Annotated in this window: 21 protein-coding genes and 1 riboswitch; of the genes, 14 read left to right on the top strand and 7 right to left on the bottom strand. The window is 70.7% G+C overall.

Annotation, left to right across the window (positions count from 1 at the left end):
- Nucleotides 1–53: 53 nt before the first annotated feature.
- A complete protein-coding gene (locus ACZ5WE_RS28235) occupies nucleotides 54–1,103 on the top strand; it encodes a CobW family GTP-binding protein (RefSeq protein WP_467688410.1) in 1,050 nt (349 codons plus the stop codon).
- Here the strand turns inward: ACZ5WE_RS28235 and ACZ5WE_RS28230 are convergent, their stop codons facing one another.
- Nucleotides 1,104–3,557: a DNA gyrase/topoisomerase IV subunit A gene (locus tag ACZ5WE_RS28230; protein ID WP_467688408.1), complete on the bottom strand. Its 2,454-nt coding sequence runs from the start codon at nucleotides 3,555–3,557 to the stop codon at nucleotides 1,104–1,106. It lies immediately after the preceding gene.
- Between the two features lie 236 nt (nucleotides 3,558–3,793).
- Here ACZ5WE_RS28230 and ACZ5WE_RS28225 point away from each other — a divergent pair, with 236 nt between their 5' ends.
- The 4 genes from ACZ5WE_RS28225 to ACZ5WE_RS28210 all read left to right on the top strand — a co-directional run bounded on the left by ACZ5WE_RS28225 (nucleotide 3,794) and on the right by ACZ5WE_RS28210 (nucleotide 8,638).
- Entirely contained in the window at nucleotides 3,794–5,146 is a 1,353-nt protein-coding gene (locus ACZ5WE_RS28225; RefSeq protein ID WP_467688406.1) for a M16 family metallopeptidase, read from the top strand.
- On the top strand, nucleotides 5,143–6,528 hold the full coding sequence (locus ACZ5WE_RS28220) for a M16 family metallopeptidase (protein WP_467688404.1): 1,386 nt from the start codon (nucleotides 5,143–5,145) through the stop codon (nucleotides 6,526–6,528). The genes ACZ5WE_RS28225 and ACZ5WE_RS28220 overlap by 4 nt, the downstream gene beginning before the upstream one ends.
- 220 nt (nucleotides 6,529–6,748) lie before the next feature.
- Nucleotides 6,749–6,912, top strand: a riboswitch (cyclic di-AMP (ydaO/yuaA leader).
- Nucleotides 6,913–6,924: 12 nt separating this feature from the next.
- Complete coding sequence (locus ACZ5WE_RS28215; RefSeq protein WP_467688402.1) at nucleotides 6,925–7,728, top strand: M23 family metallopeptidase; 804 nt, start codon at nucleotides 6,925–6,927, stop codon at nucleotides 7,726–7,728.
- 223 nt (nucleotides 7,729–7,951) lie between these two features.
- Nucleotides 7,952–8,638, top strand: coding sequence for a GntR family transcriptional regulator (locus tag ACZ5WE_RS28210; RefSeq protein WP_467688400.1), 687 nt, complete (start codon nucleotides 7,952–7,954; stop codon nucleotides 8,636–8,638).
- Between the two features lie 167 nt (nucleotides 8,639–8,805).
- Here the strand turns inward: ACZ5WE_RS28210 and ACZ5WE_RS28205 are convergent, their stop codons facing one another.
- Complete coding sequence (locus ACZ5WE_RS28205) at nucleotides 8,806–9,087, bottom strand: HPr family phosphocarrier protein (protein WP_160507645.1); 282 nt, start codon at nucleotides 9,085–9,087, stop codon at nucleotides 8,806–8,808.
- Nucleotides 9,088–9,297: 210 nt separating this feature from the next.
- On the opposite strand from ACZ5WE_RS28205, the gene ACZ5WE_RS28200 reads away from it, so the two are divergent.
- The 4 genes from ACZ5WE_RS28200 to ACZ5WE_RS28185 are packed head-to-tail and all read left to right on the top strand — an operon-like array spanning nucleotide 9,298 to nucleotide 14,665.
- On the top strand, nucleotides 9,298–12,129 hold the full coding sequence (locus ACZ5WE_RS28200) for a bifunctional acetate--CoA ligase family protein/GNAT family N-acetyltransferase (RefSeq protein WP_467688398.1): 2,832 nt from the start codon (nucleotides 9,298–9,300) through the stop codon (nucleotides 12,127–12,129).
- A 42-nt stretch (nucleotides 12,130–12,171) separates the two neighbouring features.
- Entirely contained in the window at nucleotides 12,172–12,768 is a 597-nt protein-coding gene (locus ACZ5WE_RS28195; protein WP_467688396.1) for a DUF5998 family protein, read from the top strand.
- On the top strand, nucleotides 12,768–13,961 hold the full coding sequence (locus ACZ5WE_RS28190; protein WP_467688394.1) for an alkaline phosphatase family protein: 1,194 nt from the start codon (nucleotides 12,768–12,770) through the stop codon (nucleotides 13,959–13,961). Before ACZ5WE_RS28195 ends, ACZ5WE_RS28190 begins: the two co-directional genes overlap by 1 nt.
- Before the next feature lie 53 nt (nucleotides 13,962–14,014).
- Nucleotides 14,015–14,665 (top strand): thymidine kinase, encoded by a 651-nt coding sequence (locus ACZ5WE_RS28185; RefSeq protein WP_467688392.1) that lies wholly within the window; start codon nucleotides 14,015–14,017, stop codon nucleotides 14,663–14,665.
- A gap of 66 nt (nucleotides 14,666–14,731) precedes the next feature.
- Here ACZ5WE_RS28185 and ACZ5WE_RS28180 read toward each other — a convergent pair whose 3' ends face one another.
- Entirely contained in the window at nucleotides 14,732–16,204 is a 1,473-nt protein-coding gene (locus ACZ5WE_RS28180) for an NCS2 family permease (protein ID WP_467688390.1), read from the bottom strand.
- 335 nt (nucleotides 16,205–16,539) lie between these two features.
- Between ACZ5WE_RS28180 and ACZ5WE_RS28175 the strand changes: the two genes are divergently transcribed.
- Nucleotides 16,540–17,172 (top strand): XRE family transcriptional regulator, encoded by a 633-nt coding sequence (locus ACZ5WE_RS28175; protein WP_467688389.1) that lies wholly within the window; start codon nucleotides 16,540–16,542, stop codon nucleotides 17,170–17,172.
- 16 nt (nucleotides 17,173–17,188) lie between these two features.
- Here the strand turns inward: ACZ5WE_RS28175 and ACZ5WE_RS28170 are convergent, their stop codons facing one another.
- Entirely contained in the window at nucleotides 17,189–17,995 is an 807-nt protein-coding gene (locus ACZ5WE_RS28170; RefSeq protein WP_467688388.1) for a VOC family protein, read from the bottom strand.
- A gap of 320 nt (nucleotides 17,996–18,315) precedes the next feature.
- On the opposite strand from ACZ5WE_RS28170, the gene ACZ5WE_RS28165 reads away from it, so the two are divergent.
- Nucleotides 18,316–19,170 carry a sulfurtransferase gene (locus tag ACZ5WE_RS28165; RefSeq protein WP_467688386.1) on the top strand — a complete coding sequence of 285 codons (855 nt, stop codon included), beginning with the start codon at nucleotides 18,316–18,318 and terminating at the stop codon, nucleotides 19,168–19,170.
- Between the two features lie 71 nt (nucleotides 19,171–19,241).
- On the opposite strand, the gene sepH is transcribed toward ACZ5WE_RS28165, so the two are convergent.
- Nucleotides 19,242–20,351 carry a septation protein SepH gene (gene sepH / locus ACZ5WE_RS28160; protein ID WP_467688384.1) on the bottom strand — a complete coding sequence of 370 codons (1,110 nt, stop codon included), beginning with the start codon at nucleotides 20,349–20,351 and terminating at the stop codon, nucleotides 19,242–19,244.
- 462 nt (nucleotides 20,352–20,813) lie between these two features.
- Here sepH and ACZ5WE_RS28155 point away from each other — a divergent pair, with 462 nt between their 5' ends.
- Nucleotides 20,814–22,061 carry a hypothetical protein gene (locus ACZ5WE_RS28155; protein ID WP_467688382.1) on the top strand — a complete coding sequence of 416 codons (1,248 nt, stop codon included), beginning with the start codon at nucleotides 20,814–20,816 and terminating at the stop codon, nucleotides 22,059–22,061.
- Nucleotides 22,062–22,105: 44 nt separating this feature from the next.
- On the opposite strand, the gene ACZ5WE_RS28150 is transcribed toward ACZ5WE_RS28155, so the two are convergent.
- Together ACZ5WE_RS28150 and ACZ5WE_RS28145 are read right to left on the bottom strand one after the other, a co-directional pair.
- Nucleotides 22,106–23,437: a D-arabinono-1,4-lactone oxidase gene (locus ACZ5WE_RS28150; RefSeq protein WP_467688380.1), complete on the bottom strand. Its 1,332-nt coding sequence runs from the start codon at nucleotides 23,435–23,437 to the stop codon at nucleotides 22,106–22,108.
- On the bottom strand, nucleotides 23,385–24,635 hold the full coding sequence (locus ACZ5WE_RS28145; RefSeq protein WP_467688378.1) for an MFS transporter: 1,251 nt from the start codon (nucleotides 24,633–24,635) through the stop codon (nucleotides 23,385–23,387). The genes ACZ5WE_RS28150 and ACZ5WE_RS28145 overlap by 53 nt, the downstream gene beginning before the upstream one ends.
- Before the next feature lie 107 nt (nucleotides 24,636–24,742).
- On the opposite strand from ACZ5WE_RS28145, the gene ACZ5WE_RS28140 reads away from it, so the two are divergent.
- The gene (locus tag ACZ5WE_RS28140) at nucleotides 24,743–25,870 is read left to right on the top strand and encodes a ferrochelatase (protein ID WP_467688376.1); all 1,128 of its coding nucleotides are present in this window, start codon (nucleotides 24,743–24,745) and stop codon (nucleotides 25,868–25,870) included.
- Nucleotides 25,871–25,899: 29 nt separating this feature from the next.
- Nucleotides 25,900–26,712 (top strand): inositol monophosphatase family protein, encoded by an 813-nt coding sequence (locus tag ACZ5WE_RS28135; protein ID WP_467688374.1) that lies wholly within the window; start codon nucleotides 25,900–25,902, stop codon nucleotides 26,710–26,712.
- Nucleotides 26,713–26,724: the final 12 nt, after the last annotated feature.

Raw genomic sequence — 26,724 nt, 5'->3', positions numbered from 1 at the left:
CACATATCCTGGGGCCGTCTTCATTCGTCGTACGGGATCCGGAGGGGTCGCACGTGAGCAAGCAGCAGATCCCGGTCGTCGTCCTCACCGGCTTCCTCGGTTCCGGTAAGACGACTCTGCTCAATCACCTGCTGCACCGCAGCGGCGGCAGCCGGATCGGTGCGATCGTCAATGACTTCGGGGCCGTGGAGATCGATGCCATGGCGGTTGCCGGGCAGCTCGGGGACTCCACCGTGTCGCTCGGGGGTGGGTGTCTTTGCTGCGCCGTGGATGTCAGTGAGCTCGATCTGTATCTGGACAAGCTTGCTCAGCCCTCCGCCCGGATCGACCTCATCGTCATCGAGGCCAGCGGGCTCGCCGAGCCGCAAGAGCTCGTGAAGATGGTCCTCGCCAGCGAGAATCCGCACATCGTGTACGGAGGGCTCGTCGAGGTCGTCGATGCCGCCGAGTTCGACTCCACCCGGCAGCGGCATCCCGAAGTTGATCGGCATCTGAGGATCGCTGATCTTGTTGTCGTCAACAAGGTCGACCGTGTGCCTGGAGGCGAGCGGGAGCGGGTCCTCGGCGTCGTCCGCGGGCTCACTGATCGCGCGGCCGTGGTCGGAGCCTCGTACGGGCGCGTCGATGTCGAGCTGCTCCTCGACCGGAAGCCCGTGGGGGAGCGCGTCGGGCAGCTGTCCTTCGACGACCTGCACCAGCATGAGCACGACGCGGACGGTGAGCACCACGACCATCTGCACTCCGCCTACGAGAGCCTCTCCTTCTCCTGCGAAGTGCCCATGAACCCCCGCCCGTTCATGGCTCTCCTCGACAGTCGGCCCGAAGGGCTCTACCGCATCAAGGGGTACGTCGATTTCGGCGCCGCCGACCCGCGCAACAAGTACGTCGTGCACGCCGTCGGGCGGTTTCTGCGCTTCTACCCCGAGCCGTGGGCCGCGGGTGAGTCACGGCTCACCCAGCTCGTCCTCATCGGGTCCGGCATCGACGTACCGGCTCTGGAGAAGGAGCTCGAGGCGTCTCGTGAGTACGCCCCACAGGGCGGTGCCGATGAGCACAGCATGTGGGGCGTACTGAGGTACGTACAAGAGCCGCAGGGCGACTGACTACGCCGGGCCCGCCACCGCGGCCACCGGCTTCGACAGGGAGACTCCCGAGCCGTCGCGGCGCGGGTCGATCTCCGGCAGCTCCGCCGGCAGGCCGCTGCGCTGGGCCGCGAGCGGCGGCGTCGGGCCCGCCCACGCGAAGCTCAGGCAGTCCTCGCCCTTCAGGAAGCGCTGGACCCTGACACCACCCGTGGCGCGGCCCTTGCGGGGGTACTGGTCGAACGGCGTCACCTTGGCCGTCGTCTGCACCGAGTCGTCGAGCGTGCCGCGCGAGCCCGCCACCGTGAAGACCACGGCGTCCACGGCCGGATCCACCGCCACGAAGGAGATGACCTTGACGCCGTCCGCGAGCTTGATGCCCGTCATGCCACCCGCGGGGCGGCCCTGCGGGCGGACCTGCGCGGCCTGGTACCGCAGGAGTTGGGCGTCGTCCGTGATGAAGACCAGGTCCTCCTCGCCCGTGCGCAGCTCGGCCGCGCCGACGATCCGGTCACCGTCCTTGAGGGTGATGACCTCCAGCTCTTCCTTGTTGGACGGATAGTCCGGGACCACGCGCTTGACCACGCCCTGTTCGGTGCCGAGGGCGAGGCCCGGTGAGGACTCGTCCAGGGTCATCAGGCAGATCAACTTCTCGTCCGGCTCCAAGGAGAGCAGCTCCGAGACAGGCGCTCCTCCGGAGAGGTTCGGTGCCGCGTGCGTCTCCGGGAGTTGCGGGAGGTCCACCACGGAGAGGCGCAGAAGGCGGCCCTCGGACGTCACCGCGCCCACCTCGCCCCGCGCGGTCGCGGGGACGGCGGAGACGATCACATCGTGCTTGACGCGCTTGGTGTCGCTCTCGTCGAACGGCTCGCCGTTGGCCGTACGGGCAAGGAGGCCCGTCGAGGAGAAGAGCACGCGGCACGGGTCGTCCGCAACCTGCAGCGACACCGTGGGTGCCGGGGTGCTCGCGGACTCCAGGAGGACCGTGCGCCGGTCCGTGCCGAACTTCTTCGCCACGGCGGCCAGTTCGGCGGAGACCAGCTTGCGCAGCTCCGCGTCCGACTCCAGGATGCGGGTCAGCTCGTCGATCTCGGCCTTGAGCTTGTCGCGCTCGGACTCCAGCTCGATGCGGTCGAACTTGGTGAGGCGGCGCAGCGGCGTGTCGAGGATGTACTGCGTCTGGACCTCGCTCAGCGAGAAGCGCTCCATCAGGCGGTCCTTGGCCTGCGCGGAGTTGTCGCTGGAGCGGATGAGGCGGATGACCTCGTCGATGTCCAGGAGGGCGACAAGGAGACCCTCGACCAGGTGCAGCCTGGCCTGCTTCTTGCTGCGGCGGAACTCGCTGCGGCGGCGCACGACATTGAAGCGGTGGTCGAGATAGACCTCGAGCAGTTCCTTGAGGCCGAGCGTGAGGGGCTGGCCGTCCACCAGGGCCACGTTGTTGATGCCGAAGGACTCCTCCATCGGCGTCAGTTTGTAGAGCTGTTCAAGGACGGCTTCAGGGACGAAGCCGTTCTTGATCTCGATGACCAGGCGCAGGCCGTGCGAGCGGTCCGTGAGGTCCTTGACGTCGGCGATGCCCTGCAGCTTCTTCGAGCCGACCAGGTCCTTGATCTTCGAGATGACCTTCTCGGGGCCCACGGAGAAGGGCAGTTCGGTCACGACCAGGCCCTTGCGGCGCGCGGTCACGTTCTCGACGGCCACCGTCGCGCGGATCTTGAAGGTGCCGCGCCCTGATGCGTACGCGTCCTTGACCCCGGACAGGCCGACGATGCGGCCACCCGTGGGCAGGTCCGGGCCCGGCACGAAACGCATCAGCGTCTCCAGGTCGGCCCCGGGGTGCTTGATCAGATGGCGGGCGGCGGCGATGACCTCGCCGAGGTTGTGCGGCGGCATGTTCGTCGCCATGCCGACGGCGATGCCCGACGCGCCGTTGACCAGGAGGTTCGGGTAGGCCGCCGGCAGGGTGACCGGCTCCTGCTCCTGGCCGTCGTAGTTCGACTCGAAGTCGACTGTGTTCTCGTCGATCGACTCCGTCATCAGGGACGTCGCGTCGGCCATCTTGCACTCGGTGTACCGCATGGCGGCCGGCGGGTCGTCGTTGCCGAGCGAGCCGAAGTTGCCGTGGCCGTCCACCAGGGGCAGGCGCATGGAGAAGGGCTGCGCCATGCGCACCAGGGCGTCGTAGATCGACGCGTCGCCGTGCGGGTGCAACTTACCCATGACCTCACCGACGACGCGGGCGCACTTCACATAGCCGCGGTCGGGGCGCAGGCCCATCTCGTTCATCTGGTACACGATCCGGCGGTGCACCGGCTTCATGCCGTCGCGGGCGTCCGGCAGGGCGCGCGAGTAGATGACCGAATACGCGTACTCGAGGAAGGAGCCCTGCATTTCGTCGACGACGTCGATGTCGAGGATCTTCTCCTCGAACGACTCGTCGGGCTGCGGGGTCTTCGTGCTGCGGCGGGCCATCGCTGCTGCGGCTCCTTCACGGTGTCTGCCAGGGCATCAACAGGATCTGACGCCGACCATCAACGGGATCTGACGCCGACCATTGTGGACTGTCCCACTGACAACGCCGACCACGACCCGGACTTCGACCCTGACTACGCCGAGTGCGGAGCGGGAACTTCGCCGGTTGTCAGCACGCTTGCATACAGTGGCGGGACTGGCAGAATTTCCAGTTTTCAGCGATCGAAGGGACGTACATGCCCATGGGTCACACGGCCACAGCCGAGGCCGGCTCCGGCGGCCTGACAGCGACCGAGCACCGGCTGGCCAACGGCCTGCGCGTGGTGCTCTCCGAGGACCACCTGACCCCGGTCGCCGCGGTCTGCCTCTGGTACGACGTCGGCTCGCGCCACGAGGTCAAGGGGCGTACGGGCCTCGCGCACCTCTTCGAGCACCTCATGTTCCAGGGCTCGAAGCAGGTGCAGGGCAACGGCCACTTCGAGCTGGTACAGGGTGCGGGCGGCTCGCTCAACGGCACCACGAGCTTCGAGCGCACCAACTACTTCGAGACCATGCCCACACACCAGCTCGAGCTGGCCCTGTGGCTGGAAGCCGACCGCATGGGCTCGCTGCTCTCCGCGCTCGACGACGAATCCATGGAGAACCAGCGGGACGTCGTCAAGAACGAGCGCCGCCAGCGCTACGACAACGTTCCGTACGGCACGGCGTTCGAGAAACTGACCGCCCTCTCGTACCCCGAGGGCCACCCCTACCACCACACCCCGATCGGCTCCATGGCCGACCTGGACGCGGCGACGCTGGAGGACGCGCGGCACTTCTTCCGTACGTACTACGCGCCCAACAACGCCGTCCTGTCGGTCGTCGGCGACATCGACCCGGAGCAGACCCTCGCCTGGGTCGAGAAGTACTTCGGTTCCATCCCCTCGCACGACGGCAAGCAGCCGCCGCGCGACGGCTCGCTGCCCGACATCATCGGCAAGGAGCTGCGCGAGGTCATCGAGGAAGAGGTCCCGGCCCGCGCCCTGATGGCGGCCTACCGCCTCCCGGAGGACGGCACGCGCGCGTGCGACGCGGCCGACCTGGCGCTCACGGTCCTCGGCAGCGGCGAGTCGTCCCGCCTCTACAACCGCCTCGTGCGCCGCGACCGCACCGCCGTGGCGGCCGGGTTCGGCCTGCTGCGCCTCGCCGGAGCCCCCTCGCTCGGCTGGCTCGACGTGAAGACGTCCGGCGACGTCGAGGTCCCCGTCATCGAGGCCGCCGTCGACGAGGAGCTCGCCCGCTTCGCGGAAGAGGGCCCCACCGACGAGGAGATGGAGCGCGCCCAGGCGCAGCTGGAGCGCGAGTGGCTCGACCGGCTCTCCACGGTGGCGGGACGCGCGGACGAACTGTGCCGGTACGCCGTCCTGTTCGGTGACCCGCAGCTCGCCCTCACCGCCGTCAAGCGCGTCCTGGACGTCACCGCCGAAGAGGTCAAGGCGGTCGCGGCGGCCCGCCTGCGCCCCGACAACCGCGCGGTGCTCGTGTACGAGCCCATCGCCCCTGAGGCCGACGAAGCCAACGACGAGGACGAAGAGGAGGCGGCGAAGTGAGCGAGGCCGCAACGATGCAGTTCCACCCGCAGCCCCAGGCGGGCGCCGCACGGCCGTGGGCCTTCCCCGCGCCCGAGCGAGCCACCCTGGACAACGGCCTCACCGTGCTGCGTTGCCACCGCCCCGGCCAGCAGGTCGTCGCCGTGGAGGTCCACCTGGAGGCGCCGCTCGAAGCCGAGCCTGCGGGCCTTGACGGCGTCGCCACGATCATGGCGAGGGCCTTCAACGAAGGCACCGACAAGCACTCCGCCGAGGATTTCGCCGCCGAACTCGACCGCTGCGGCGCCACCATGGACGCGCACGCCGACCACCCCGGTGTCCGTGTCTCCCTCGAAGTCCCGGTCTCGCGCCTCCCGAAGGCGCTCGGCCTGCTCTCCGACGCCCTGCGCGCCCCCGCCTTCGCGGACAGCGAGATCGAACGGCTCGTACGCAACCGCCTGGACGAGATCCCGCACGAGGCGGCGAACCCGGGACGCCGCGCCGCCAAGGAGCTGTCCCGGCAGCTCTTCCCGGCGACCTCCCGCATGTCGCGCCCCCGCCAGGGCACCGAGGAGACGGTCACGGCCATCGACTCGGCGGCGGTGCGCACCTTCTACGAGAAGCACGTGCGTCCCGCCACGGCGACCGCCGTGGTCGTGGGCGACCTGACCGGCGTCGACCTGGACGCCGTCCTCGCCGACACCATCGGCGCCTGGACGGGCGGTACCGCCGAGCCGCGTCCGGTGCCTCCGGTGACCGCGGACGACACCGGGCGTGTCGTCATCGTGGACCGCCCCGGGGCCGTCCAGACGCAGTTGCTCATCGGCCGCGTGGGGCCGGACCGGCACGACCGCGTCTGGCCCGCGCAGGTGCTCGGCACGTACTGCCTGGGCGGCACCCTCACCTCGCGCCTGGACCGCGTCCTGCGCGAGGAGAAGGGATACACCTACGGCGTACGGGCGTTCGGCCAGGTCCTGCGTTCCGCCCCGGACGGCAGCGGCGCCGCGATGCTCGCCATCAGCGGCTCCGTGGACACCGAGTCCACGGGTCCGGCGCTCGACGACCTGTGGAAGGTCCTGCGCACCCTCGCCGCGGAGGGCCTCACGGACGCCGAGCGCGATGTCGCCGTGCAGAACCTGGTGGGCGTCGCCCCGCTCAAGTACGAGATGGCGGCGTCCGTCGCGGCCACCCTCGCCGACCAGGTCGAGCAGCACCTGCCGGACGACTTCCAGGCCCAGCTGTACCGCCGGTTGGCCGAGACCGGCACCGTGGAGGCCACCGCCGCCGTGGTGAGCGCCTTCCCCCAGGACCGCCTTGTGACGGTGCTCGTCGGGGACGCGGCGCAGATCGAGGAGCCTGTCAGGGCGCTCGGCATCGGTGAAGTGAGTGTGGTCACGGGGTGAGTGCGGGGTGCGCGCGAACTGAGTGACAGTCAGGACATATCGGGACCCCGGTGGCGAGAAATCGCTACTGGGGTCCTCATATGTCCGAATTAGTATGGAGGTTACGTGTCTGACCTGTGGCGTGCGCTACAAAAGCTCTGATCCGTTTGTCGTTTGAAAGACGCCCCGCTTAGCGTCTGGTCCGGCTGTTCGTCATGCAGTACGCCGCGCCCGCGGCACCGGACAGTCATCGCCGAGTCCCCGTACGGCGCGAGCCAGGGGAGCCGGGGACCCACATGTCCCCTTGGGGTGAATCGGGAACCTCGCCGTGAGGTGAGGGACTCGTAGGAGACCTTCCTGCTCCGAACCCGTCAGCTAACCCGGTAGGCGAGAAGGAAGGAAAGGATCAGCCACTTCATGGCGTTCACCCGTGCCACCGGGAAGCACCGTCGCCCGAGCCGCCTCACGCGTACGACCGCGAACGTGGCGGGCGTCGCCGCCCTCACCACCACCGGTGTCATCGGGGGCCTGGCCGCTCCGGCGCTCGCCGCCGACGACGCGGTGACTCCCCAGCACACCGGCCTCACCCAGGCGATCTCCGTGGGCGACTCGCTCGCCCAGAGCGTCGACGCGCAGGCCGCTGCCCAGCAGCAGGCCGCCGACGACGCCGCAGCGGCCAAGAAGGCCGAAGAGGCCGCCAAGAAGAAGGCCGAGGAGGCCAAGCGCAAGGCCGAGGCCGAGGCGAAGGCCAAGGCCAAGAAGGAGCGCGAGGCCAAGGAGCGTGCCGCTCGCGAGGCCGAGCGCAAGCGCCTCAACAGCTACGTCTCCCCGATCACCGGCTCGTCCATCTCCACGGGCTACCAGACCGGTGGCGCCATGTGGTCCTCCGGCAGCCACACCGGTGTCGACTTCCACGCCGCGTCCGGCACCTCGGTGCACGCGGTCGGCTCCGGCACCGTCGTCGAGGCCGGCTGGGGCGGCGCCTACGGCAACAACGTGGTCATCAAGATGAACGACGGCACGTACACCCAGTACGGCCACATGTCGTCCCTCGGTGTCACGGTCGGCCAGGCGGTCACTCCGGGCCAGCAGATAGGCCTCTCCGGCTCCACCGGCAACTCCAGCGGCCCGCACCTCCACTTCGAGGCCCGCACCGGCGCGGACTACGGCACGGACATCGACCCGGTCGCCTACCTCCGCTCGCACGGCGTCAACGTCTGATCCCGGCCCGAACTCACGCGGTCGCACGCGGCGCACCTGATTCACCGAAAGCCCCGGCTCGTCGAGAGCCGGGGCTTTCGCCGTTCCCGTATCTCCTTTGGCCAAAAGTATCCCTGGATTTCGGCCGACCGTCGGAAATTCGGCCGCTCTGCAATAGAGTCCCCGGACAGGCGAACAGGCGTCGATCGACCGCGTTTCGCGGGGATTAAGGCGGAGGTCAGTCATGCGCATTCCCGCGCACTCGGTATGCACGGCCATCCGGGACGACATCGTCTCCGGTGTCTACGAACGGGGCGGCCGGCTCACCGAGGAACTGCTCGCGCGCCGCTACGGAGTCTCCCGCGTCCCCGTGCGCGAGGCCCTGCGCACCCTGGAGGCCGAGGGCTTCGTCGTCACGCGCCGGCACGCGGGCGCGTGCGTCGCGGAACCCACCGAACAGGAGGCGGCCGACCTCCTGGAGGTCCGCGCGCTCCTGGAGCCGCTGGGTGCGGCCCGCGCCGCACAGCGCCGCACGGAGGCGCACCTGAAGGTCCTGCGCGGCCTCGTCAGGCTCGGCCAGGAGCGATCCAGGCGCGGTCGGAGCGAGGATCTGCGCTCCCTGGGCGGCTGGTTCCACGAGACGCTCGCCCAGGCGTCCGGCAGCCCGGGCCTCACGGCACTGCTCACCCAGCTCCGGCACAAGATCGCCTGGATGTACGTGGTCGAGACGTCGGCCGCCCCCGCGGAGGCCTGGGCCGAGCACGCCGCGATCGCCGACGCGGTCGCTCGCCGGGACGCGGAACGGGCCCGTGCGCTCACCGCGCAGCACTCGGAGCGGACGGCCTCCGCGCACCGGCTGCGCTACGTGCGCAATCTCTCCGGTGTGAGGGGTTCGCAACATGCCGTAAACACGACGGGCCTGCGTCTTTAACAGAGGCGCCGTATACAAAGAAGTGCTATTCGGTGGGGCGTTGTTTCTGCTGCCCGAATTCAGTGCGCGGTGTGGGGGAAACAGGGCAGGGGATAGCAGCAGAAAAAACACTGAAGGGCCCGCCCCTATTTCGGGCGGGCCCTTCAGCGTATGAGTACCAGTCTTTACTAGACGGTCTCGGGGAGCTCCTCGAGACCGTCCGCGACCAGCTTCGCCAGACGGTCGAGAGCGGCGTCCGCGCCCTCGGCGTCGGAGGCGAGGGTGATCTCCTCGCCGCCCTGCGCGCCCAGACCGAGCACCGCGAGCATGGAGGCGGCGTTCACGGGGTTGCCGTCAGCCTTGGCGATCGTCACGGGGACGCCGGCGGCGGTGGCCGCGCGGACGAAGATGGAGGCGGGTCGGGCGTGAAGGCCCTCGGCCCAGCCGACGTTGACGCGGCGCTCAGCCATGTGTTGCTGCCCTTCCAGATGTCTCACAGTTGTCTAGACCAGTGTCTCATGCCGTCACGAGTGCTCCGCCGGCCGTTGGTCCGTGCCGTGCCGACCGATGGTCCGTGCCCCGTCGACCGTACGTCCTGGCGCCACGGGGCCCACGTCCCGCCTTCGACGTCTCCTAGCCTGCCCCGGCCAAGGCGCCCCCGCGACCCGTACCCTGGGCCCATGCAGACCCCGTCGGACCGGCACGCATACCCCTCCCACTGGGAAGCCGATGTCGTCCTGCGTGACGGAGGCACCGCCCGGATCAGGCCGATCACGGCCGAGGACGCGGACCGCCTGGTCAGCTTCTACGAGCAGGTCTCGGACGAGTCGAAGTACTACCGCTTCTTCGCGCCCTACCCCCGCCTGTCCGCCAAGGACGTGCACCGCTTCACCCATCACGACCAGGTGGACCGGGTGGGTCTTGCGGCCACCGTGGGCGGCGAGTTCATCGCCACCGTGCGCTTCGACCGCATCGACTCCCGCGGCATGTCCGCGAGCGCGCCCGCCGACGAGGCCGAGGTCGCCTTCCTCGTGCAGGACGCCCACCAGGGCAGGGGGGTCGCCTCCACCCTGCTCGAACACATTGCCGCTGTCGCCAGGGAGCGCGACATCCGCCGCTTCGCCGCCGAGGTGCTGCCCGCCAACACCAAGATGATCAAGGTGTTCACGGATGCGGGGTACCAGCAGAAGCGCAGCTTCGAGGACGGCGTCGTACGTCTCGAATTCGATCTGGAGCCCACCGACCGCTCGCTCGCCGTGCAGCGCGCCCGTGAGCAGCGGGCCGAGGCGCGGTCGGTGCAGCGGCTGCTCACGCCGAAGTCGGTCGCCGTGATCGGTGTCGGGCGCACGCAGGGCGGCGTGGGGCGCAGCGTGCTCCGGAATCTGCGGGAGGCGGGCTTCACGGGGCGGCTGTACGCGGTGAACAGCGCGTTCGAGGAGGAGACCGAGGTCGACGGGGTGCCTGCCCACCGCTCCGTGCGGGACATCGAGGAGACCGTCGAGCTCGCCGTCGTCACCGTGCCCGCCGAGCGCGTGCCGCAGGCCGTCGCCGAGTGCGGTGAGCGCGGGGTGCCCGGTCTTGTCGTGATCTCCGCCGGGTACGCGGAGAGCGGTCCCGAAGGGCGGGAGCGGCAGCGTGAACTGGTGCGTCAGGCCCGGTCGTACGGCACGCGCATCCTCGGCCCGAACGCCTTCGGAGTCATCAACACGTCGCCGGACGTGCGGCTCAACGCGTCCCTGGCCCCGCATCCCCCCGAGCGCGGCAGGATCGGCCTCTTCACCCAGTCCGGCGCGATCGGCATCGCGCTCCTTTCCGGTCTCCACCGGCGTGGCGCGGGCCTGTCGACCTTCGTGAGCGCGGGCAACCGCGCGGATGTGTCCGGCAACGACGTCCTCCAGTACTGGTACGAGGACCCGGACACCGATGTCGCCCTCATGTACCTCGAATCCATCGGCAACCCGCGCAAGTTCACGCGGCTCGCCCGGCGCGCGGCGACGGCGAAGCCGCTGGTCGTGGTGCAGGGGGCGCGGCACAGCGGGATCGCGCCCACGGGGCACGCGGTGCAGGCCACGCGGCTTCCGCACGCCACGGTGTCGGCGCTGCTCCGCCAGGCGGGGGTCATCCGGGTGGAGACCGTCACCGAGATGGTGGACGCGGGGCTGCTCCTCGCGGGGCAGCCGTTGCCGTCCGGGCCCCGGGTCGCCATTCTCGGCAACTCCGAGTCGCTCGGACTTCTCACGTACGACGCGTGCGTTGCCGATGGGCTTCGGCCGTTGCCGCCGGTGGATCTGACCACCGGGGCCACCCCCGATGACTTCCGGGCCGCGCTTGCCGAGGCGTTGTCGGATGATGCCTGCGATGCCGTGATCGTCACCGCTATCCCCTGGGTGGGGGAGGACGGAGCCACGGGGTCGCCCGAGGGGGAGGAGCTTGCCGCCGCGCTGCGGGCGGCTGCCGCCGGGTGCCCGGCGAAGCCGGTGGCCGTGGTCCACGTGGAACTCGGCGGCCTCGCCGAAGCGTTGGCAGCGGCGACGCGGACTCGCCCCGACGCCCCCCGCCCTGCGGAACGTACCCCCGCGGTGGAGGTGGCCCCGGCAGGGGCCGACCCCGAGCCCACACCCGCCCCCAGCCCGGCGCAGTCGTACCGCATCCCCGCCTACCCCGCCGCCGAGCGTGCCGTCCGGGCCCTCGCCGAAGCCGTGAAGTACGCCCAGTGGCGACGTGAGGCCAAGGAGCCCGGCAAGGTTCACGAGTACGAGGACATCGACGAGAGCGGTGCCGCACGGCGGATCGACGAGCTCCTCGCCGCGCAGGACGACCCGCGCGGCGCCACCCTCGCCCAGGACGACGCCCGCGAACTGCTCGGGCGGTACGGCATCGACGTACGGGACGCCCTGCCCGCGCCCGACCCGGACGGGGCCGTGGCGGCCGCCCGCGCGCTCGGCTACCCCGTGGCCCTCAAGACCACGGCCCCGCACCTGCGTCACCGTGCCGACCTCGGAGGCGTGCGGCTCGACCTGGCGGACGAGGAACAACTGCGCAGGGCCTACGCCGAATTGACCGAAGCCTTCGGCAAGCCCGCCGAGCTGCGGCCCGTCGTGCAGGCGATGGCGCCCCGCGGCGTCGACACCGTCGTCCGCGCGGTCATCGACCCGGCGGCCGGAGCGGTGCTCTCGTTCGGCCTCGCGGGCGCCGCGTCCGAGCTGCTCGGTGACACCGGGCACCGCCTGGTGCCGGTCACCGAGCGCGACGCGGGCTCCCTGGTCAGGTCCATCCGGACCGCCCCGCTCCTCTTCGGCTGGCGCGGTTCGGCGCCGGTCGACACCCCGGCCCTCGAAGAGCTGCTCCAGCGGGTCTCGCGCCTCGTGGACGATCACCCCGAGGTGGTCGCCGTCTCCCTGGAGCCCGTGGTCGTCGCCCAGCGCGGCCTCTCCGTGCTCGGTGCCTCCGTGCGGCTCGCGCCCCCACCGGCCCGCGACGACCTCGGCCCGCGGGCCCTGCCGGGGTACTGAGGCCGCCAGTGGGGCACCGTGCGCCCTCCGCCGGGTCGTAGGATGGACGGCATGGCAAAGACCGGTACGACGACCCAGGGGCTGCGCGCGGCGATCGAGCGCAGCGGCTACTACCCGGCCCTCGTGGCCGAGGCGGTGGAGGCCGCGATCGGCGGCGAGGCCATCGGGTCGTACCTGGTCCACCAGGAGACCACGTTCGACGCGAACGAAGTGCGCCGGCATGTGACGGTCCTCGTCCTGACCGGCACCCGCTTCATCGTCAGCCACACCGACGAGCAGGCGGCGGACAGCACATCCCCGACGCCGTACGCGACGACCTCCACGGAGTCCGTGAAGATCGGCCGGATCTCGTCGGTCGTCGTCAGCCGCGTCGTCGCCAACCCCGAGAAGTACGTCCCGGGCTCGCTGCCCCGCGAGGTCGTCCTGACCATCGGCTGGGGTGCCGTGTCGCGCATCGACCTGGAGCCCGCCGCCTGCGGCGACCCCAACTGCGAGGCGGACCACGGCTACACCGGCAGCTCCACCGCCGACGACCTCAGCCTCCGCGTCAGCGAGGCGGGCGACGGCCCGGACACCGTGCGCCAGACTCTCGCCTTCGCGCAGGCCCTGTCCGAGGCGACAGCCGAGACCGCCCGCTGATGTCCCTGTCCGCCTGGGACGACGTACAGCCGCTCTCCCTCGACTCCGCGCCCCTGCCCGAGTACGGCGCGGGCTCGCTCGCCGACCTGCTGCCCACGCTCGTCTCCCACCAGGGCGTCGAGGGCTTCGCGCCCGTCATTCCGGAACTGGCCCAGGCCGACCGGAACTGCGTCTTCCTGATCGACGGCCTCGGCTGGGAGCAGCTCCGCGCCCACCCGGATGAGGCTCCCTTCCTGACCTCGCTCATCGGTTCATCCCGCGGCGGTACGGGACGTCCGATCACCGCGGGCTTCCCCGCCACCACCGCGACCTCCCTGGCCTCGGTCGGCACGGGCCTGCCGCCCGCCTCGCACGGCCTGCCCGGCTACACCGTGCGCAACCCCGCCACCGGCGAGCTGATGAACCAGCTCCGCTGGAACCCGTGGACGGACCCGCGCAAGTGGCAGCCGTACCCCACGGTCTTCCAGCAGGCCCACGCGGCGGGCGTGCACACCGCCCAGGTCTCGTCCCCGACCTTCGAGAACACCCCGCTCACCAAGGTCGCGCTGAGCGGCGGCAGCTTCCGCGGCCGGCTCTCCGGCGAGGACCGCATGGACCTCGCGGCCGAGCAACTGGGCGCGGGCGACCGTTCGCTGGTCTACACGTACTACGCCGAGGTCGACGGCAAGGGGCACCGCTTCGGCGTCGACTCCGACGCCTGGCGCGGCCAGCTCATGTACGTCGACCGCCTGGCCCAGCGCCTGGCGGAGCAACTCCCGCCGCGCAGCGCCCTGTACGTCACCGCCGACCACGGCATGCTCGACATCCCCTTCGACGAGCAGTCCCGCATCGACTTCGACGAGGACTGGGAGCTGCGCGCAGGCGTCGCCCTCCTCGGCGGCGAGGGCCGTGCGCGCCACGTGTACGCGGTGCCGGGCGCCGAGAACGACGTCCTGACCGTCTGGCGCGAGGTGCTCGGCGAGCAGTTCTGGGTGGCGAGCCGGGACGAGGCGATCGCGGCGGGCTGGTTCGGCCCGCCCGGCGCCGTCGACGAGCGGGTGTACGGACGCATCGGCGACGTGATCGCGGCGGCGCACGACGACGTGGCGATCATCGCCTCCGAGAAGGAGCCGAAGGAGTCGGGCCTGTTCGGCATGCACGGTTCCATGACCGCCGTCGAGCAGCTCGTACCGCTCCTCGAAGTACGCTCCTGACCAGACCGCTGCCCCGTACTGCCTCCGAACGTCCCGAAAGGCTGCAACTCCCCATGCCCGAGCTGGTGTTCTTCTCCGGAACGATGGACTGCGGAAAGAGCACCCTGGCTCTGCAGATCGAGCACAACCGCTCGGCCCGCGGTCTGAAGGGGATGATCTTCACCCGTGACGACCGTGCGGGGGAGGGCAAGCTGTCCTCGCGGCTCGGCCTCGTCACGGACGCGATCGAGGCCGCCGACGGCTTCGACTTCTACGCCCATCTCGTCGACCGCCTCTCGCAGGGCGGCCGCGCGGACTACGTGATCGCGGACGAGGCGCAGTTCCTCGCCCCCGGCCAGATCGACCAGTTGGCCCGTGTCGTCGACGACCTGGGCCTGGACGTGTTCGCCTTCGGCATCACCACGGACTTCCGCTCCAAGCTCTTCCCCGGCTCGCAGCGTCTTGTCGAACTCGCCGACCGCGTCGAGGTGTTGCAGGTCGAGGCGCTGTGCTGGTGCGGCGCCCGTGCCACCCACAACGCACGCACCATAGGCGGTGCGATGGTCGTCGAAGGCGCTCAGGTCGTGGTCGGCGACGTCGACCACGCGGCGGACGAGGTGGGTTACGAAGTGCTGTGCCGCCGTCACCACAGGCGCCGGATGACCAGCGCCACGGCGCACGCGGCGGTGCTCTCTCCCGATGTGCTGCCTGTCGCCTCTGCCTGACCGGCGCTGCGGCGGTGACGCCCGTGTGCGTCACCGCCGAGGCCGCACGGCCACCGGGGTCCCTGGTTACTTCACCCCGAGCAGTTGCTCCAGCGGATCGATGGCGAAGTAGACGAGGAAGAGTGCCGCCGTGCCCCACAGCAGCCAGTGGACCTCGCGGGACTTGCCCAGGCACGCCTTGATGGCGACGTACGAGATGAAGCCGGCGCCGATGCCGTTGGTGATGGAGTACGTGAACGGCATGACCGCGATGGTCAAGAACGCCGGTACCGCCAGTTCGTAGCGGTCCCAGTCGATGTGCTTGACCTGGGTCATCATCAGGAATCCGACCGCGACGAGGGCGGGCGACGCGGCCTGCATGGGCACCATGGTCAGGACCGGGGTCAGGAACAGGGCGAGGCCGAACAGGCCTCCGGTGACCAGGTTCGCGAAGCCGGTGCGGGCGCCTTCTCCGACACCGGCCGCCGACTCGATGTACGTGGTGGCGGAGGACGACGAGGACGCGCCGCCCACGACGGCCGCCGCACCGTCGATGAGCAGCACACGGCCGAGGCCGGGGACCTGGCCGCGCTCGTCGAGGAGACCGGCCTCCGCCGTGACGCCGACGATGGTGCCCATCGTGTCGAAGAAGTCCGACAGGATGAGGGTGAAGACGAGCAGCACCACCGTGAGGACGCTCACCTGCCCGAAGGACCCGAACAGGTCGAAGTCGCCGAGGAGGGCGAAGTCGGGTGCGGCGACGGGCTTGTCGGGCATCGACGGCGCGGTCAGGCCCCACGACTTGACGTCGGCGATTCCGTCGACGATCACGGCGAAGATCGTCGTCGCCACGATGCTGATGAGGATGGCGCCCCTCACCTTGCGGGCGAGCAGTACGACCGTCAGGAGCACGCCGAGGCAGAACACGAGCATGGGCCAGCCGGTCAGCGAACCGGTGCCGAGCTGGACGGGAATGGTGCTGTTCGCGGCGTCCGGGACACGCGTGACGAAGCCCGCGTCGACGAAGCCGATGAACGCGATGAACAGGCCGATCCCGACGCTGATGGCCTGCTTGAGCGGCTGTGGGATGGCGTGCATGATCGCCTCGCGCAAGCCGGTCATCACCAGGACGCAGATCAGCAGGCCTTCGAGCACGATGAGACCCATCGCGTCGTCCCAGCTCATCAGTGGCGCGATCTGGAACGCCACGACGGCGTTGATGCCAAGGCCCGCGGCGAGGGCGAGCGGCAGATTGCCGCCGACGCCCATGATCAGGGTCATCACCGCGGCCACGAGAGCCGTGGCGGTCACCAGTTGGACCGAATCCAGCCGTGTGCCGAACTTGTCCTCGGTGCTGCCGAGGATGATCGGGTTGAGCACGAGGATGTACGCCATGGTGAAGAACGTGGCGAAACCGCCGCGTATCTCGCGGCCGTACGTCGAACCCCGTTCGGTGATGCGGAAGAACCGGTCGAGCGGGCCGCGAGGGTACATCGGCGGGGCGTCGGCGGGGCCTGGCGGGCCGTACGGCCCGGACGGGCCTGTCGCGCTGGTCGTCATGAACGTTTCTCCTGGACCGACAAATGGGGACGTGTGACGGAGGGGGCGCCGAGGGGGCATGCGAGCGGTATTGGGGGAACGCACATACGGCGCCTCGCGAGCGGATCATACGGGGGGTCGACACGCCTTCAACTCCGGCCTCATTACTAGGCAGTACAGGGCAGGCGAGCTCTTGTGGCTTCCTACGAACTTGACTACGACGCATGCGCGAAAACCGAAACAAAGGCGACAGATGACATGGAGTTAACGGCCGTAACTCCATAGTGTCTGGCCCCGTGCACCCACCACCACCGTTCAATGCCCGGGCTGCCCGGACGCTCCGCGAGAAGCTCGGCATGGCCCCCGGCCACGTCGCCTACGGCATGCGTGTCTCGTACGGCTTGGAGTACGTGTCGCCGGACCATGTCACCGCGTGGGAGCAGGGCAGGGCGGTGCCCACGTCGAACGAGCTCGCCGCGCTGGCCGGTGCGTTGTGGTGCGCGCCCCACGAACTCATCGGCGCTCCGCGGACTCTGCGGGACCACCGTCTCGCGGGAGGTCTCGCCATCGAGGACGTGGCCCGGGCCACCGGACTCGACGTGCGGGCCTACCAGCACATGGAAGAGACCAACACGTGGGCCGGCAATCGGAGGCAGTCGGCCCATCTAGGTGCCGTGCTGCAGCTGGCGCCGCGGGATTTCGTGGCCGTCACCGGCCTCGAGGACGAACTCGCCCGACTCCTCGCGGAAGCCGTCAGCACCCGCTGGCAGGCGCACATTCGCCCCATCGCCAAACTGCTCTCGATGGAGCGCCAGGATCTGCAGGAGCCGCTCAAAGCCATGCACCAGGAGTACCAGTCCCTCCTGACGGCCACCCTCGGCCGGGTCGGCAACGCCGCCGCGTCGGGCGAGACAGGGCGGCGTTACCTGGAAGACATCGTCGACCACTTCTGGTCCAGGATCCCCGGCCGTGATCCCGGCGGGAGGTGACCTTCCGCGTCCTGAGTCAGCTCTCCGAGCGCACGAGCGTGAAGACCGCGCCCTCCGGGTCGGCGACTGTGGCCACCCGCCCGTGGGCTCCCGCCTGCGCGGGTGTCACGACATGGCCGCCGAGTTCGGTGACCCGCCGTACCGACTCGTCCACGTCGGCGACTTCGAAGTACGTCATCCAGTGCGCGCCCCGGTCCCGCGGCAGCGCCTGGCCCAGGCCGCGCACCGAGGCCACCGGCCGTCCTTCGACCTGGAGCGTCACGTAATCGAGGTCGGGCGAGGTGGTGGCCTCTTCGGTGTATCCGAAGACCGCTTCGTAGAACTTGAAGACGCCCGCGGTCTCCTGGGTGACCAGTTCGTTCCAGGCCGGGGCTCCCGGCTCCCCGACGAGGGCGGCGCCCAGGTGCTCCGCCGCCTGCCAGATCCCGAACACCGCGCCGGCGGGGTCCACCGCGATGGCCATCCGCCCGGCCGCGCCCGCGTCCAGCGGGCCGACGCCGATCGTGCCGCAGCAGTGCCGCACGGCCTCGGCCGTCGCGTCCACGTCGTCCGACGCCAGGTACGGCGTCCAGGCGATCGGCAGGTGGTGGTCGGGCGGCAGCTGGCCGATCCCGGCGACCTCATGGCCGTCGAGCAGCGCCCGCACGTAGGGCCCGAGCTGCTCCGGTCCTGGCCGGAACTCCCAGCCGAACAACGCTCCGTAGAACTCCTGGGTCGCGGCCAGGCCGTGCGCCATCAGGCTCACCCAGGTGGGTGTGCCGGGCGCGCGGCGGACGGCCTCCGAGCCGTCACGCTGACCCGTCGACCCCCGTGCCTCCGTCATCGTCACTCTCTCCTCGGCCCGTCATGGTGGCCGCTAGGCTCCGCTTTCGAATGCACGTACCTATGTCGCGCGTTTGCCCGCCCGTGCAGATGCTCGCACCACCTGGGGCGCCGCGCGCCTTGGCCGCGCCGCTTGCCCCGGCTCCGCCCAGAGGATGCCCGGTTTGCCGTTCCTCATCCGTTAACGCGCGATTGCTCGGTGGTGTCGTCCGGCAGTACACGCCGTGCCCGGTTCCGTACGCCCCGTGTTCGGCAGTCGTCCGGCGGAGCAGGGTAGCCGGACCTGGCCGATGCGGCCACCCCGTACGCAAGGATGGGCCTATGAATGCCATCATCTCCGCATCCGAACTCGCGAGCGACCTGGAGGGCGAGAACCCGCCAGTGCTCCTGGACATCCGCTGGCAGCTGAGCACCGCCAAGGCGGCGGGCGCCCCCGCCTTCGACGGGCGGGCCGAGTACGAGAAGGGGCACATCCCCGGAGCCGTCTTCGTCGACCTGGACGCTGATCTCGCGGGCCCGGCGGGCTCGGCCGGACGGCACCCCCTGCCGGACGTGGAGCGCTTCGGAGCGGTGATGCGCGCGGCCGGCGTCTTCGCCGACCGGGACGTGGTCGTGTACGACGGCGGGCAGGGCTGGGCCGCGGCACGTGCCTGGTGGCTGTTGCGCTGGACGGGGCATCCCTCCGTGCGGGTGCTCGACGGCGGGCTCGCGGCGTGGGGCGGTCCGCTGGTCCCGGGGGACGAGCGCCCGGCGGCCGAGGGCTCGTTCGTCCCCGCGACGAACACCGCGGACCTCCTCGACGCCGACGCCGCGGCGGCCCTGGCCCGCTCCGGTCTGCTCCTGGACGCCCGCGCGGCCGAGCGCTACCGCGGTGACGTCGAGCCGATCGACCGCGTCGGCGGCCACATCCCGGGTGCGGTCTCCGCGCCGACCACGGAGAACGTCACGGCGGACGGCACCTTCAGGCCGGCCGCCGACCTCGCGGAACGCTTCAACTCCCTGGGCGCATCCGGCACTTCCGAGGTCGGCGTCTACTGCGGCTCGGGTGTGTCCGGCGCCCACGAGGTGCTGGCGCTCGCGGTGGCGGGCGTACCGGCGTCGCTGTACGTCGGCTCGTGGTCGGAGTGGTCATCGGACGAGTCCCGTCCGGTGGCCAAGGGCCCGGATCCGCAGTAGCGGGCGGTCCGTCAGAATGGCCGGGGCCCGCACCTGCACGGTGCGGGCCCCGGCCATGTTGCGACGACGCGTTACTCCTGCTTCTTGCGGCGCGTGCCGAAGACGATCTCGTCCCAGCTGGGCACCGCCGCACGCCGCCCGGGACGGACGCCGTCGGCCTCCGCCTGGCGGTCGGTGGTGCCGACGAGGCGGTCGCGGTGGCTGGCCACCGAGCGCGGCATCAGGACGTCCGCGTACGCGGAACCCGCGCCGGCCGATGCCGCGGGGGCCTCGTCTGCCTCCGGGTCCTGCTCGGGCTCCTCCACGGGCACCGGCACCGGCGGAAGATCCGTCGGCTGGGGCACGGGACGCTCCGGCACGATCATGTCGCCGCGGAAGCTCGGCACCGCCTCCAGGAGGCTGGTCAACGAGTCCCGCTCCGACTCGGAGACGGCGGCGGTCGCGCCGGTGGCCGTGCTCTCCTCCCCGGGCTCCGGGGGCAGCGGCACGCTCGGGCGGTCCAACTGCCGGTCCAGGGCGCGGTCAAGGGGACGGTCCAGCGAGGGCCTGTCCCGGGGCAGCCGGGCGATGCGCGGCACGAACGGGAAGCTGGGCTCGGGCGCGGCGATGTCGTCCGTCTCGCCGATCAGCGAGCGCGCCTCGTCGTCCACGGCCTGTACGAGCCGCCGCGGCGGGTCGTACGTCCAGCTCGCGGAGTGCGGCTCGGTCGCGACGCGGTAGACGAGCAGGACCTCCCAGGTGCCGTCGTCACGGCGCCAGGAGTCCCACTGGATGGTTTCCTTGTCGGCTCCGCGCAGGAGCAGTCGCTCCGAGACGGCCTCGCCGAGTTGGGGCCCGGTGTTCTCGCCGGGACGGCGCACAGGAGTCTTCCGGGCCCGCTCGGCCATGAAGGCGCGCTCGGCGAGCACGGGTCCTTCGAAGCGGCGGACACGATCGACGGGGATTCCGGCGAGAGAGGCGACTTCCTCCGCGCTGGCACCGGCACGTATCCGCGCCTGGATGTCGCGGGGGCGGAGGTGGCTCTCGACCTCGATCTCGATCTGGCCGAGACGCGGACGGTCGCCGCGCACCGCCGCGCGCAGTCGCTCGTCGATCGGAAGCGTGTACTCCGTGCTGTCCGCAGCTTTGAGCACCAGCCGTGTGCCGTCGTTGCTGACGGCCACGACACGCAGTTCGGGCATGGGGACCTCCCGGGTGGTGCCTGCCGACGTCACGTGCGTCGCTGCTTCCGCTAGTCGAGTGTGGCCTGCCCGGGTGCAGCCTGCCACAACCTTGCCGAGTTGCCCGGCGTGTCGGGCATGGGCCCAAGGTCGCCGTTATGGCACGGTTACCTCTTCGCAACTCTCAGTGACCACTTCGGTCACCCTGTGCAGCGAGCCCCCTCCCGGCGGTTCTGGAAGGCCCCGGGCACCCAGGTGGGAGACCGGACCCAGGGCTCGCAACAGTACTCCATTCGGGCCACGCGGGTGGTCCGCCGCGCCGCCGAACTTCTCGCAGGGGACGGGAGTTGGCGCATCGGGATACCCGGGCAGGGTGGTCCACGAGTGGCACACTTCACGGAATCTCCAGAAACGGAACTATCCCCTTCACCCATACGTCCCTTTCTCGTGTAGTCAGTCGAGAAAGGGAGGCAAGGGTCGGAGATGCGTGAAAAGCCGGATTCCGGCAAGGAGTCGAGGGGCCGGGCGGAGCCGGAGGACTCGACGGAGCCGAAGGAGAAGCGGCGCCTCGACCTGAGTGTGCCGCAGGTCGCGGGAAGCGCCGTGGCCGCGGTCGTGGCGGCGAAGCTCGCGTCGAGCTTCGGCGTCTACGGCACGATCCTGGGCGCCGGTGTGGTGAGTGCCGTCGCGACCTGCGGCGGCACGCTCTTCCAGCACTTCTTCCGGCGCACGGGCGAGCAGATACGTGACGTCACGGTGCAGGCCAAGCCGAGGGCGCGGCAGGTGCCGGCCGACGGCTCGGGTGCGCCGGTGGCGGAGACGTTCAGAGCGGCGTCGTACACGGGTGCGGCGGCGCACACCGGGCACGGGCCCGTGACGACGACATGGGGGAAGACGGTCGAGCCGGATGCCACCTCAGTGCTGCCTCCCGCTGTTGACACGGATCGCACGAACGTGCTGCCGGTGGTCGATGCCGACGCGGACCGCACGAATGTGCTCCCGGTGGTGGACGCCGACGCGGACCGCACGACCATGCTGCCCGGCGCGGGCGCCGAGGCCGAGAAGACACAGATGCTCGGATCGGTCGACGCCACGCAGCTGGTGCCCCGGGACGACGCGACGCGCGTGCTGCGGCAGGCGGCTCCGGTCGTGCCGGAAGAGCCGGCGGCGCCACCGCTCCCCCCGGACGAGTTCACCCACGGCACCACGCATCGCACCCAGGTCCGGAGCTGGAAGAGGCCGCTGATCGCGGCCGCGGTGGTCTTCGGCGTCGCCATGGCCGGCATCACGACGTACGAGCTCGTCTCCGGCGAGGACTTCAGCGGGGGGCACGGCACCACGATAGGCAACGGCTTCTCGGGCAGGAACAGCTCCTCGGACCACGGGTCCACGCCCTCGACCGACCCCTCCGGGCAGCCGTCCGACGGACCTTCCACGGGCTCCGACGACGACGGTTCGCAGCAGGGTGGCGACGCTTCGCAGGACCCGGACGGGGCGCACTCGCAGACGCCGGAAAGCGGCAACGGCGACGACAGCGGCTCGGACTCCGGTTCGAAGGACGACCCCGACAAGGGCTCGGACCCCGGCACGGACTCCGGGGACGACGACGGCTCGAAGACCGACCCGACGCCGACGCCGACCCCCACCCCGACTCCGACGCCGACCCCGTCGAGCGGTGGCGACACCGGAAACGGAGACGACGGGCAGCGGGGAGGGACCCCCACCCCGTAGGCCGCTGCTGCGTGAACCGCCCCCCCCGTAGGCCGTGGCGGTCCTCAGGCGCCCAGGACGCGGCGCAAGTAGTCGTTGCCGAACATGCGGTCCGGGTCCAGGCGGTCGCGCAGCGCCGTGAACTCGGCGAAGCGCGGGTAGACCCGCGCGAAGTAGTCGGCGTCGCGGGTGTGGATCTTGCCCCAGTGGGGCCGGCCCTCGTGCGCGGTGAAGATCCGCTCGGCGGCCGTGAAGTACGCCTGGTAGGGCGCCCCCCGGTACATGTGGACGGCGACGTACGCGCTCTCCCGGCCCGAGGCCGTGGAGAGCGTGATGTCGTCAGCGGGGGCGGTGCGGACCTCCACGGGGAAGCTGATCCGCAGGTTCGAGCGCTCCACCATCGCCTTCAGCTCGCGCAGTGTCTCGACGAGGGCCGCCCGCGGGACCGCGTACTCCATCTCCATGAAGCGCACGCGGCGCGGGCTTGTGAAGACCTTGTAGGGGATGTCCGTGTAGGTGCGGGCGGAGAGCGCCTTGCTGGAGATCCTGGCGATGCCGGGGATCGTCGCGGGGACGGCCCTGCCGATCGTGTTGACCACCTGGAAGAGGCCGTTGGAGAGAATTTCGTCCTCTACGAAGGCGCTGACTCTGCCGGGCGGGGCGGCGGGGCCCACGCTGCGGTTGTTGCGCTTGGTGGTGCAGTTGCCGGTGTGCGGGAACCAGTAGAACTCGAAGTGCTCGTTCTCGGCGTGGAGCGCCTCGAACTCGCTGGTGACCTTGTCGAAGGTCATCGGCTCCTCGCGGGCGGTGAGGAAGAAGACGGGCTCCACGGAGAAGGTGATCGCGCTGATCACGCCGAGTGCGCCGAGGCCGAGCCGGGCCGCCGCGAAGACCTCGGGATTCTCCTTCTCGGAGCACGTGAGGACCGTTCCGTCCGCGGTGACCAGCTCAAGTGCCGTGATCTGCGCGGAGATCGACGCCGAATCGCGGCCCGTGCCGTGCGTCCCGGTGCTGATCGCGCCGGAGACGGTCTGCTCCATGATGTCGCCCATGTTCGTGAGCGACAGGCCCTCGCGTGCGAGGGCGGCGTTCAGACGCTTCAGCGGAGTGCCCGCCTCCACCGTGACGGTGCCGGCCTCGCGGTCGATTCTGCGGATGCCGGTGAGGAGTTCGGGGCGTATGAGGAGGCCGTCGGTCGCCGCGGTCGCCGTGAAGGAGTGGCCGGTGCCGACCGGCTTCGCCCTGAGGCCGTCCTCCTTGGCCCGACGCAGCGCGGCGGAGAGCTCGTCGACCGATGCGGGGGTGACCTCCCTGGCCGGGCGGGCGGTGACGTTGCCCGCCCAGTTACGCCACGCTGCTGTGCTCTTCCCGCTGCCCGTGCCCGATGCCGTGCTCATGCGTCCCTCCCCGTTGCGACGCCGGCTTCTTCAGCCGGCGGTACCCGAGGAACCCGACCGCCACCGCGACGGCCCCGGAGAGCCCGGGGACCGCGTACCCGGCGTCCGATCCGGCCGCGTCGATGACCCAGCCGGCCGCGGAGGAGCCGAGCGCGACGCCGACCGCGAGTCCGGTGCTCACCCAGGTCATGCCCTCGGTCAGCTTCGCGCGTGGTACGTGCTGTTCGACGAGGGCCATCGTCGTGATCATGGTTGGCGCTATGGAGAGGCCCGCGATGAACAACGCCACGGCCAGAAACGGAAGGTTCCCGACCAATTGAAGCGGGATCATACTCACGGCCGTCGTGCAGACACCCAGCAGCCACCTCGGCGCGGGAGCGCCCTTGAAGCGGATGAGACCGAAGGCGGCTCCCGCCAGACAGGAGCCGAGCGCGTAGACGGCGAGCACGAGGCTGGCCGCCGACTTGTGACCGTGGTCCTCCGCGTACGCGACGGTCACCACGTCGATGGACCCGAAGATCGCACCCGTCGCCACGAAGGTCGCGACCAGGACCTGCAGCCCGCCGGAGCGCAGTGCCGAGCCCTTGGTGTGGTGTTCACGGCCGTGCGGCACCGGCTCGGTGGCCCGCTGGGCCGTCAGCCAGAAGACGCCCACGGCGAGGAAGACCCCGGCGACGAGCGGCCCGGCCTCCGGGAACCACACCGTGGAGAGCCCGATCGAGATGATCGGCCCGAAGATGAAGCAGATCTCGTCCACCACGGACTCGAAGGAGTACGCGGTGTGCAGTTGCGGGGTGTCCCGGTAGAGCACCGCCCAGCGTGCCCTGATCATCGAGCCCACGCTCGGCACGAAGCCGACGAGGGCGGCGAAGGCGAAGAGCGTCCAGTCCGGGAGTTCGTACTTCGCGCAGAGCAGGAGCCCGGCGACCGCGGCCAGGGATGCCAGGGTCGCGGGCCGCAGCACGCGGCGCTGGCCGTACCGGTCGACGAGCCGGGAGATCTGCGGGCCGATCGCGGCGGCCGAGAGCGCCACGGTCGCCGAGAGCGCGCCCGCGAGGCCGTACCGCCCGGTGAGCTGGGACACCATCGTCACGATCCCGATGCCCATCATCGACAGCGGCATCCGGCCGAGGAAGCCCGCCGTCGAGAACCCCTTGGTGCCGGGGGCGGCGAAGATGGCGCGGTAGGGGCTTGGCACGTGGGACTCCGTAAGGCGTAAAGATGGCCGATACAGCTTACGGTCCCCGCAGGGCCGAACGCACCGTGATTTTCCGGCTGTCAGTGGCGAGTGGCAGGATCAAAGACATGTCCGATGCGCTCGATGCCTCTCCCTATGACGCCCTGCTGCTGCTCTCGTTCGGCGGCCCCGAAGGCCCCGACGACGTGGTCCCGTTCCTGGAGAACGTGACGCGGGGCCGCGGCATCCCCAAGGAGCGGCTCAAGGAGGTGGGGCAGCACTACTTCCTGTTCGGCGGGGTCAGCCCGATCAACGACCAGAACCGCGCCCTGCTCGACGCCCTGCGCAAGGACTTCGCGGAGCACGGCCTCGACCTGCCGGTCTACTGGGGCAACCGCAACTGGGCGCCCTATCTGACCGACACCCTGCGCGAGCTCGTCCGGGACGGCCACCGCCGCGTCCTTGTCCTCGCCACCAGCGCGTACGCCTCGTACTCGGGCTGCCGCCAGTACCGCGAGAACCTCGCCGAATCCCTCGCCGTGCTCGCCTCCGAGGGCCTTGAGGTGCCGCGCGTCGACAAGCTGCGGCACTACTTCAACCACCCCGGCTTCGTCCGCCCCATGATCGACGGGGTCCTGAAGTCCCTGGCCGACCTCCCCGGTGACGTACGCGAAGGGGCGCACCTCGCCTTCACGACGCACTCCATCCCGACCGCGGCCGCCGACACGTCGGGTCGCGTCGAGGACCACGGGGACGGCGGTGCGTACGTCGCGGAGCACCTGGACGTGGCCCGGCTCATCGCCGACGCGGTGCGCGAGGAGACCGGCGTCGAACACCCCTGGGAGCTCGTCTACCAGTCGCGCAGCGGCGCCCCGCACATCCCGTGGCTGGAGCCGGACATCTGCGATCACCTGGAGGAGCGGCAGGCGGCGGGCGCTCCCGCCGTGGTGATGGTCCCGATCGGTTTCGTGTCGGACCACATGGAGGTCCTCTACGACCTCGACACCGAGGCCGAGGCCAAGGCCGCGGAGCTGGGGCTCCCGGTCCGCCGCTCGGCCACGGTCGGCGCCGACCCGCGGTTCGCCGCCGCGGTGCGTGACCTTGTCCTGGAGCGAGCCGGCACGGAGAGCGGGCGCGAGGTCGCGCCCTGCGCCCTGGGCGCGCTCGGCGCGAGCCACGACCTCTGCCCGGTGGGCTGCTGCCCGGCACGCGCCCCGAAGCCCGCGGCCGCGGGCGCCGACAGCCCGTACGCGTGAGCGCCGACAGAGAAGGCACAAGGAGCACCGTGACCGACCCCGCAGACCAGCAGTTGAAGGCCGAACTCCTCGGCGTGGCCCTGGAGGCCGCGCATCGCGCCGGGGCCTTCCTGCGCGACGGGCGCCCGGACGACCTGGGCGTGGCCGCCACCAAGACCAGCGCGGTCGACGTCGTCACCGAGATGGACATCGCCTCCGAGAAGCTGATCACCGACTTCTTCGCCCAGCGCAGGCCGGACGACGGCGTGCTCGGTGAGGAAGGTGCGAGCTCCGAGGGCAGCAGTGGCGTCCAATGGGTGATCGACCCGATCGACGGCACCGTCAACTACCTGTACGGACGCCCGGACTGGTCCGTGTCCATCGCGGCCCGCAAGGACGGCGAGACGCTGGTCGGCGTGGTGCACGCCCCGATGCGCGGGGAGACCTACCGGGCCGTCCTCGGGGAGGGCGCCTTCGTCAACGACAAGGCGGCGCACACCCGCCCCGCGCCCCCGTTCGAGCAGGCCCTCGTCGGCACGGGCTTCGGGTACATCGCCGAGCGCCGCACCCGCCAGGCCGAGGTGGCACGCCGGCTGATCCCGCTGGTCCGGGACATCCGCCGCGGCGGCTCGGCGGCGATCGACCTGTGCGATGTCGCGCTCGGCCGCCTGGACGCGTACTACGAGCGTGGCCTCAACCCGTGGGACTTCGCGGCCGGTGAGCTCGTCGCCCGGGAGGCGGGCGCGCTGACCGGTGGACGCCCCGGACAGGCTCCCTCGGGGGAGCTGACCGTCGCGGCCCCGCCCGGCCTCTTCGAGGACCTGCAGGGCCGCTTGGAGGAGCTCGGCGCCTGGCACGACTGACCGCCGGGATTC

Source organism: Streptomyces sp. NPDC033180 (assembly GCF_055577645.1).
The sequence above is the reverse complement of the archived record's forward strand: the minus strand, read 5'-3'. Positions and strand labels throughout refer to the sequence as shown.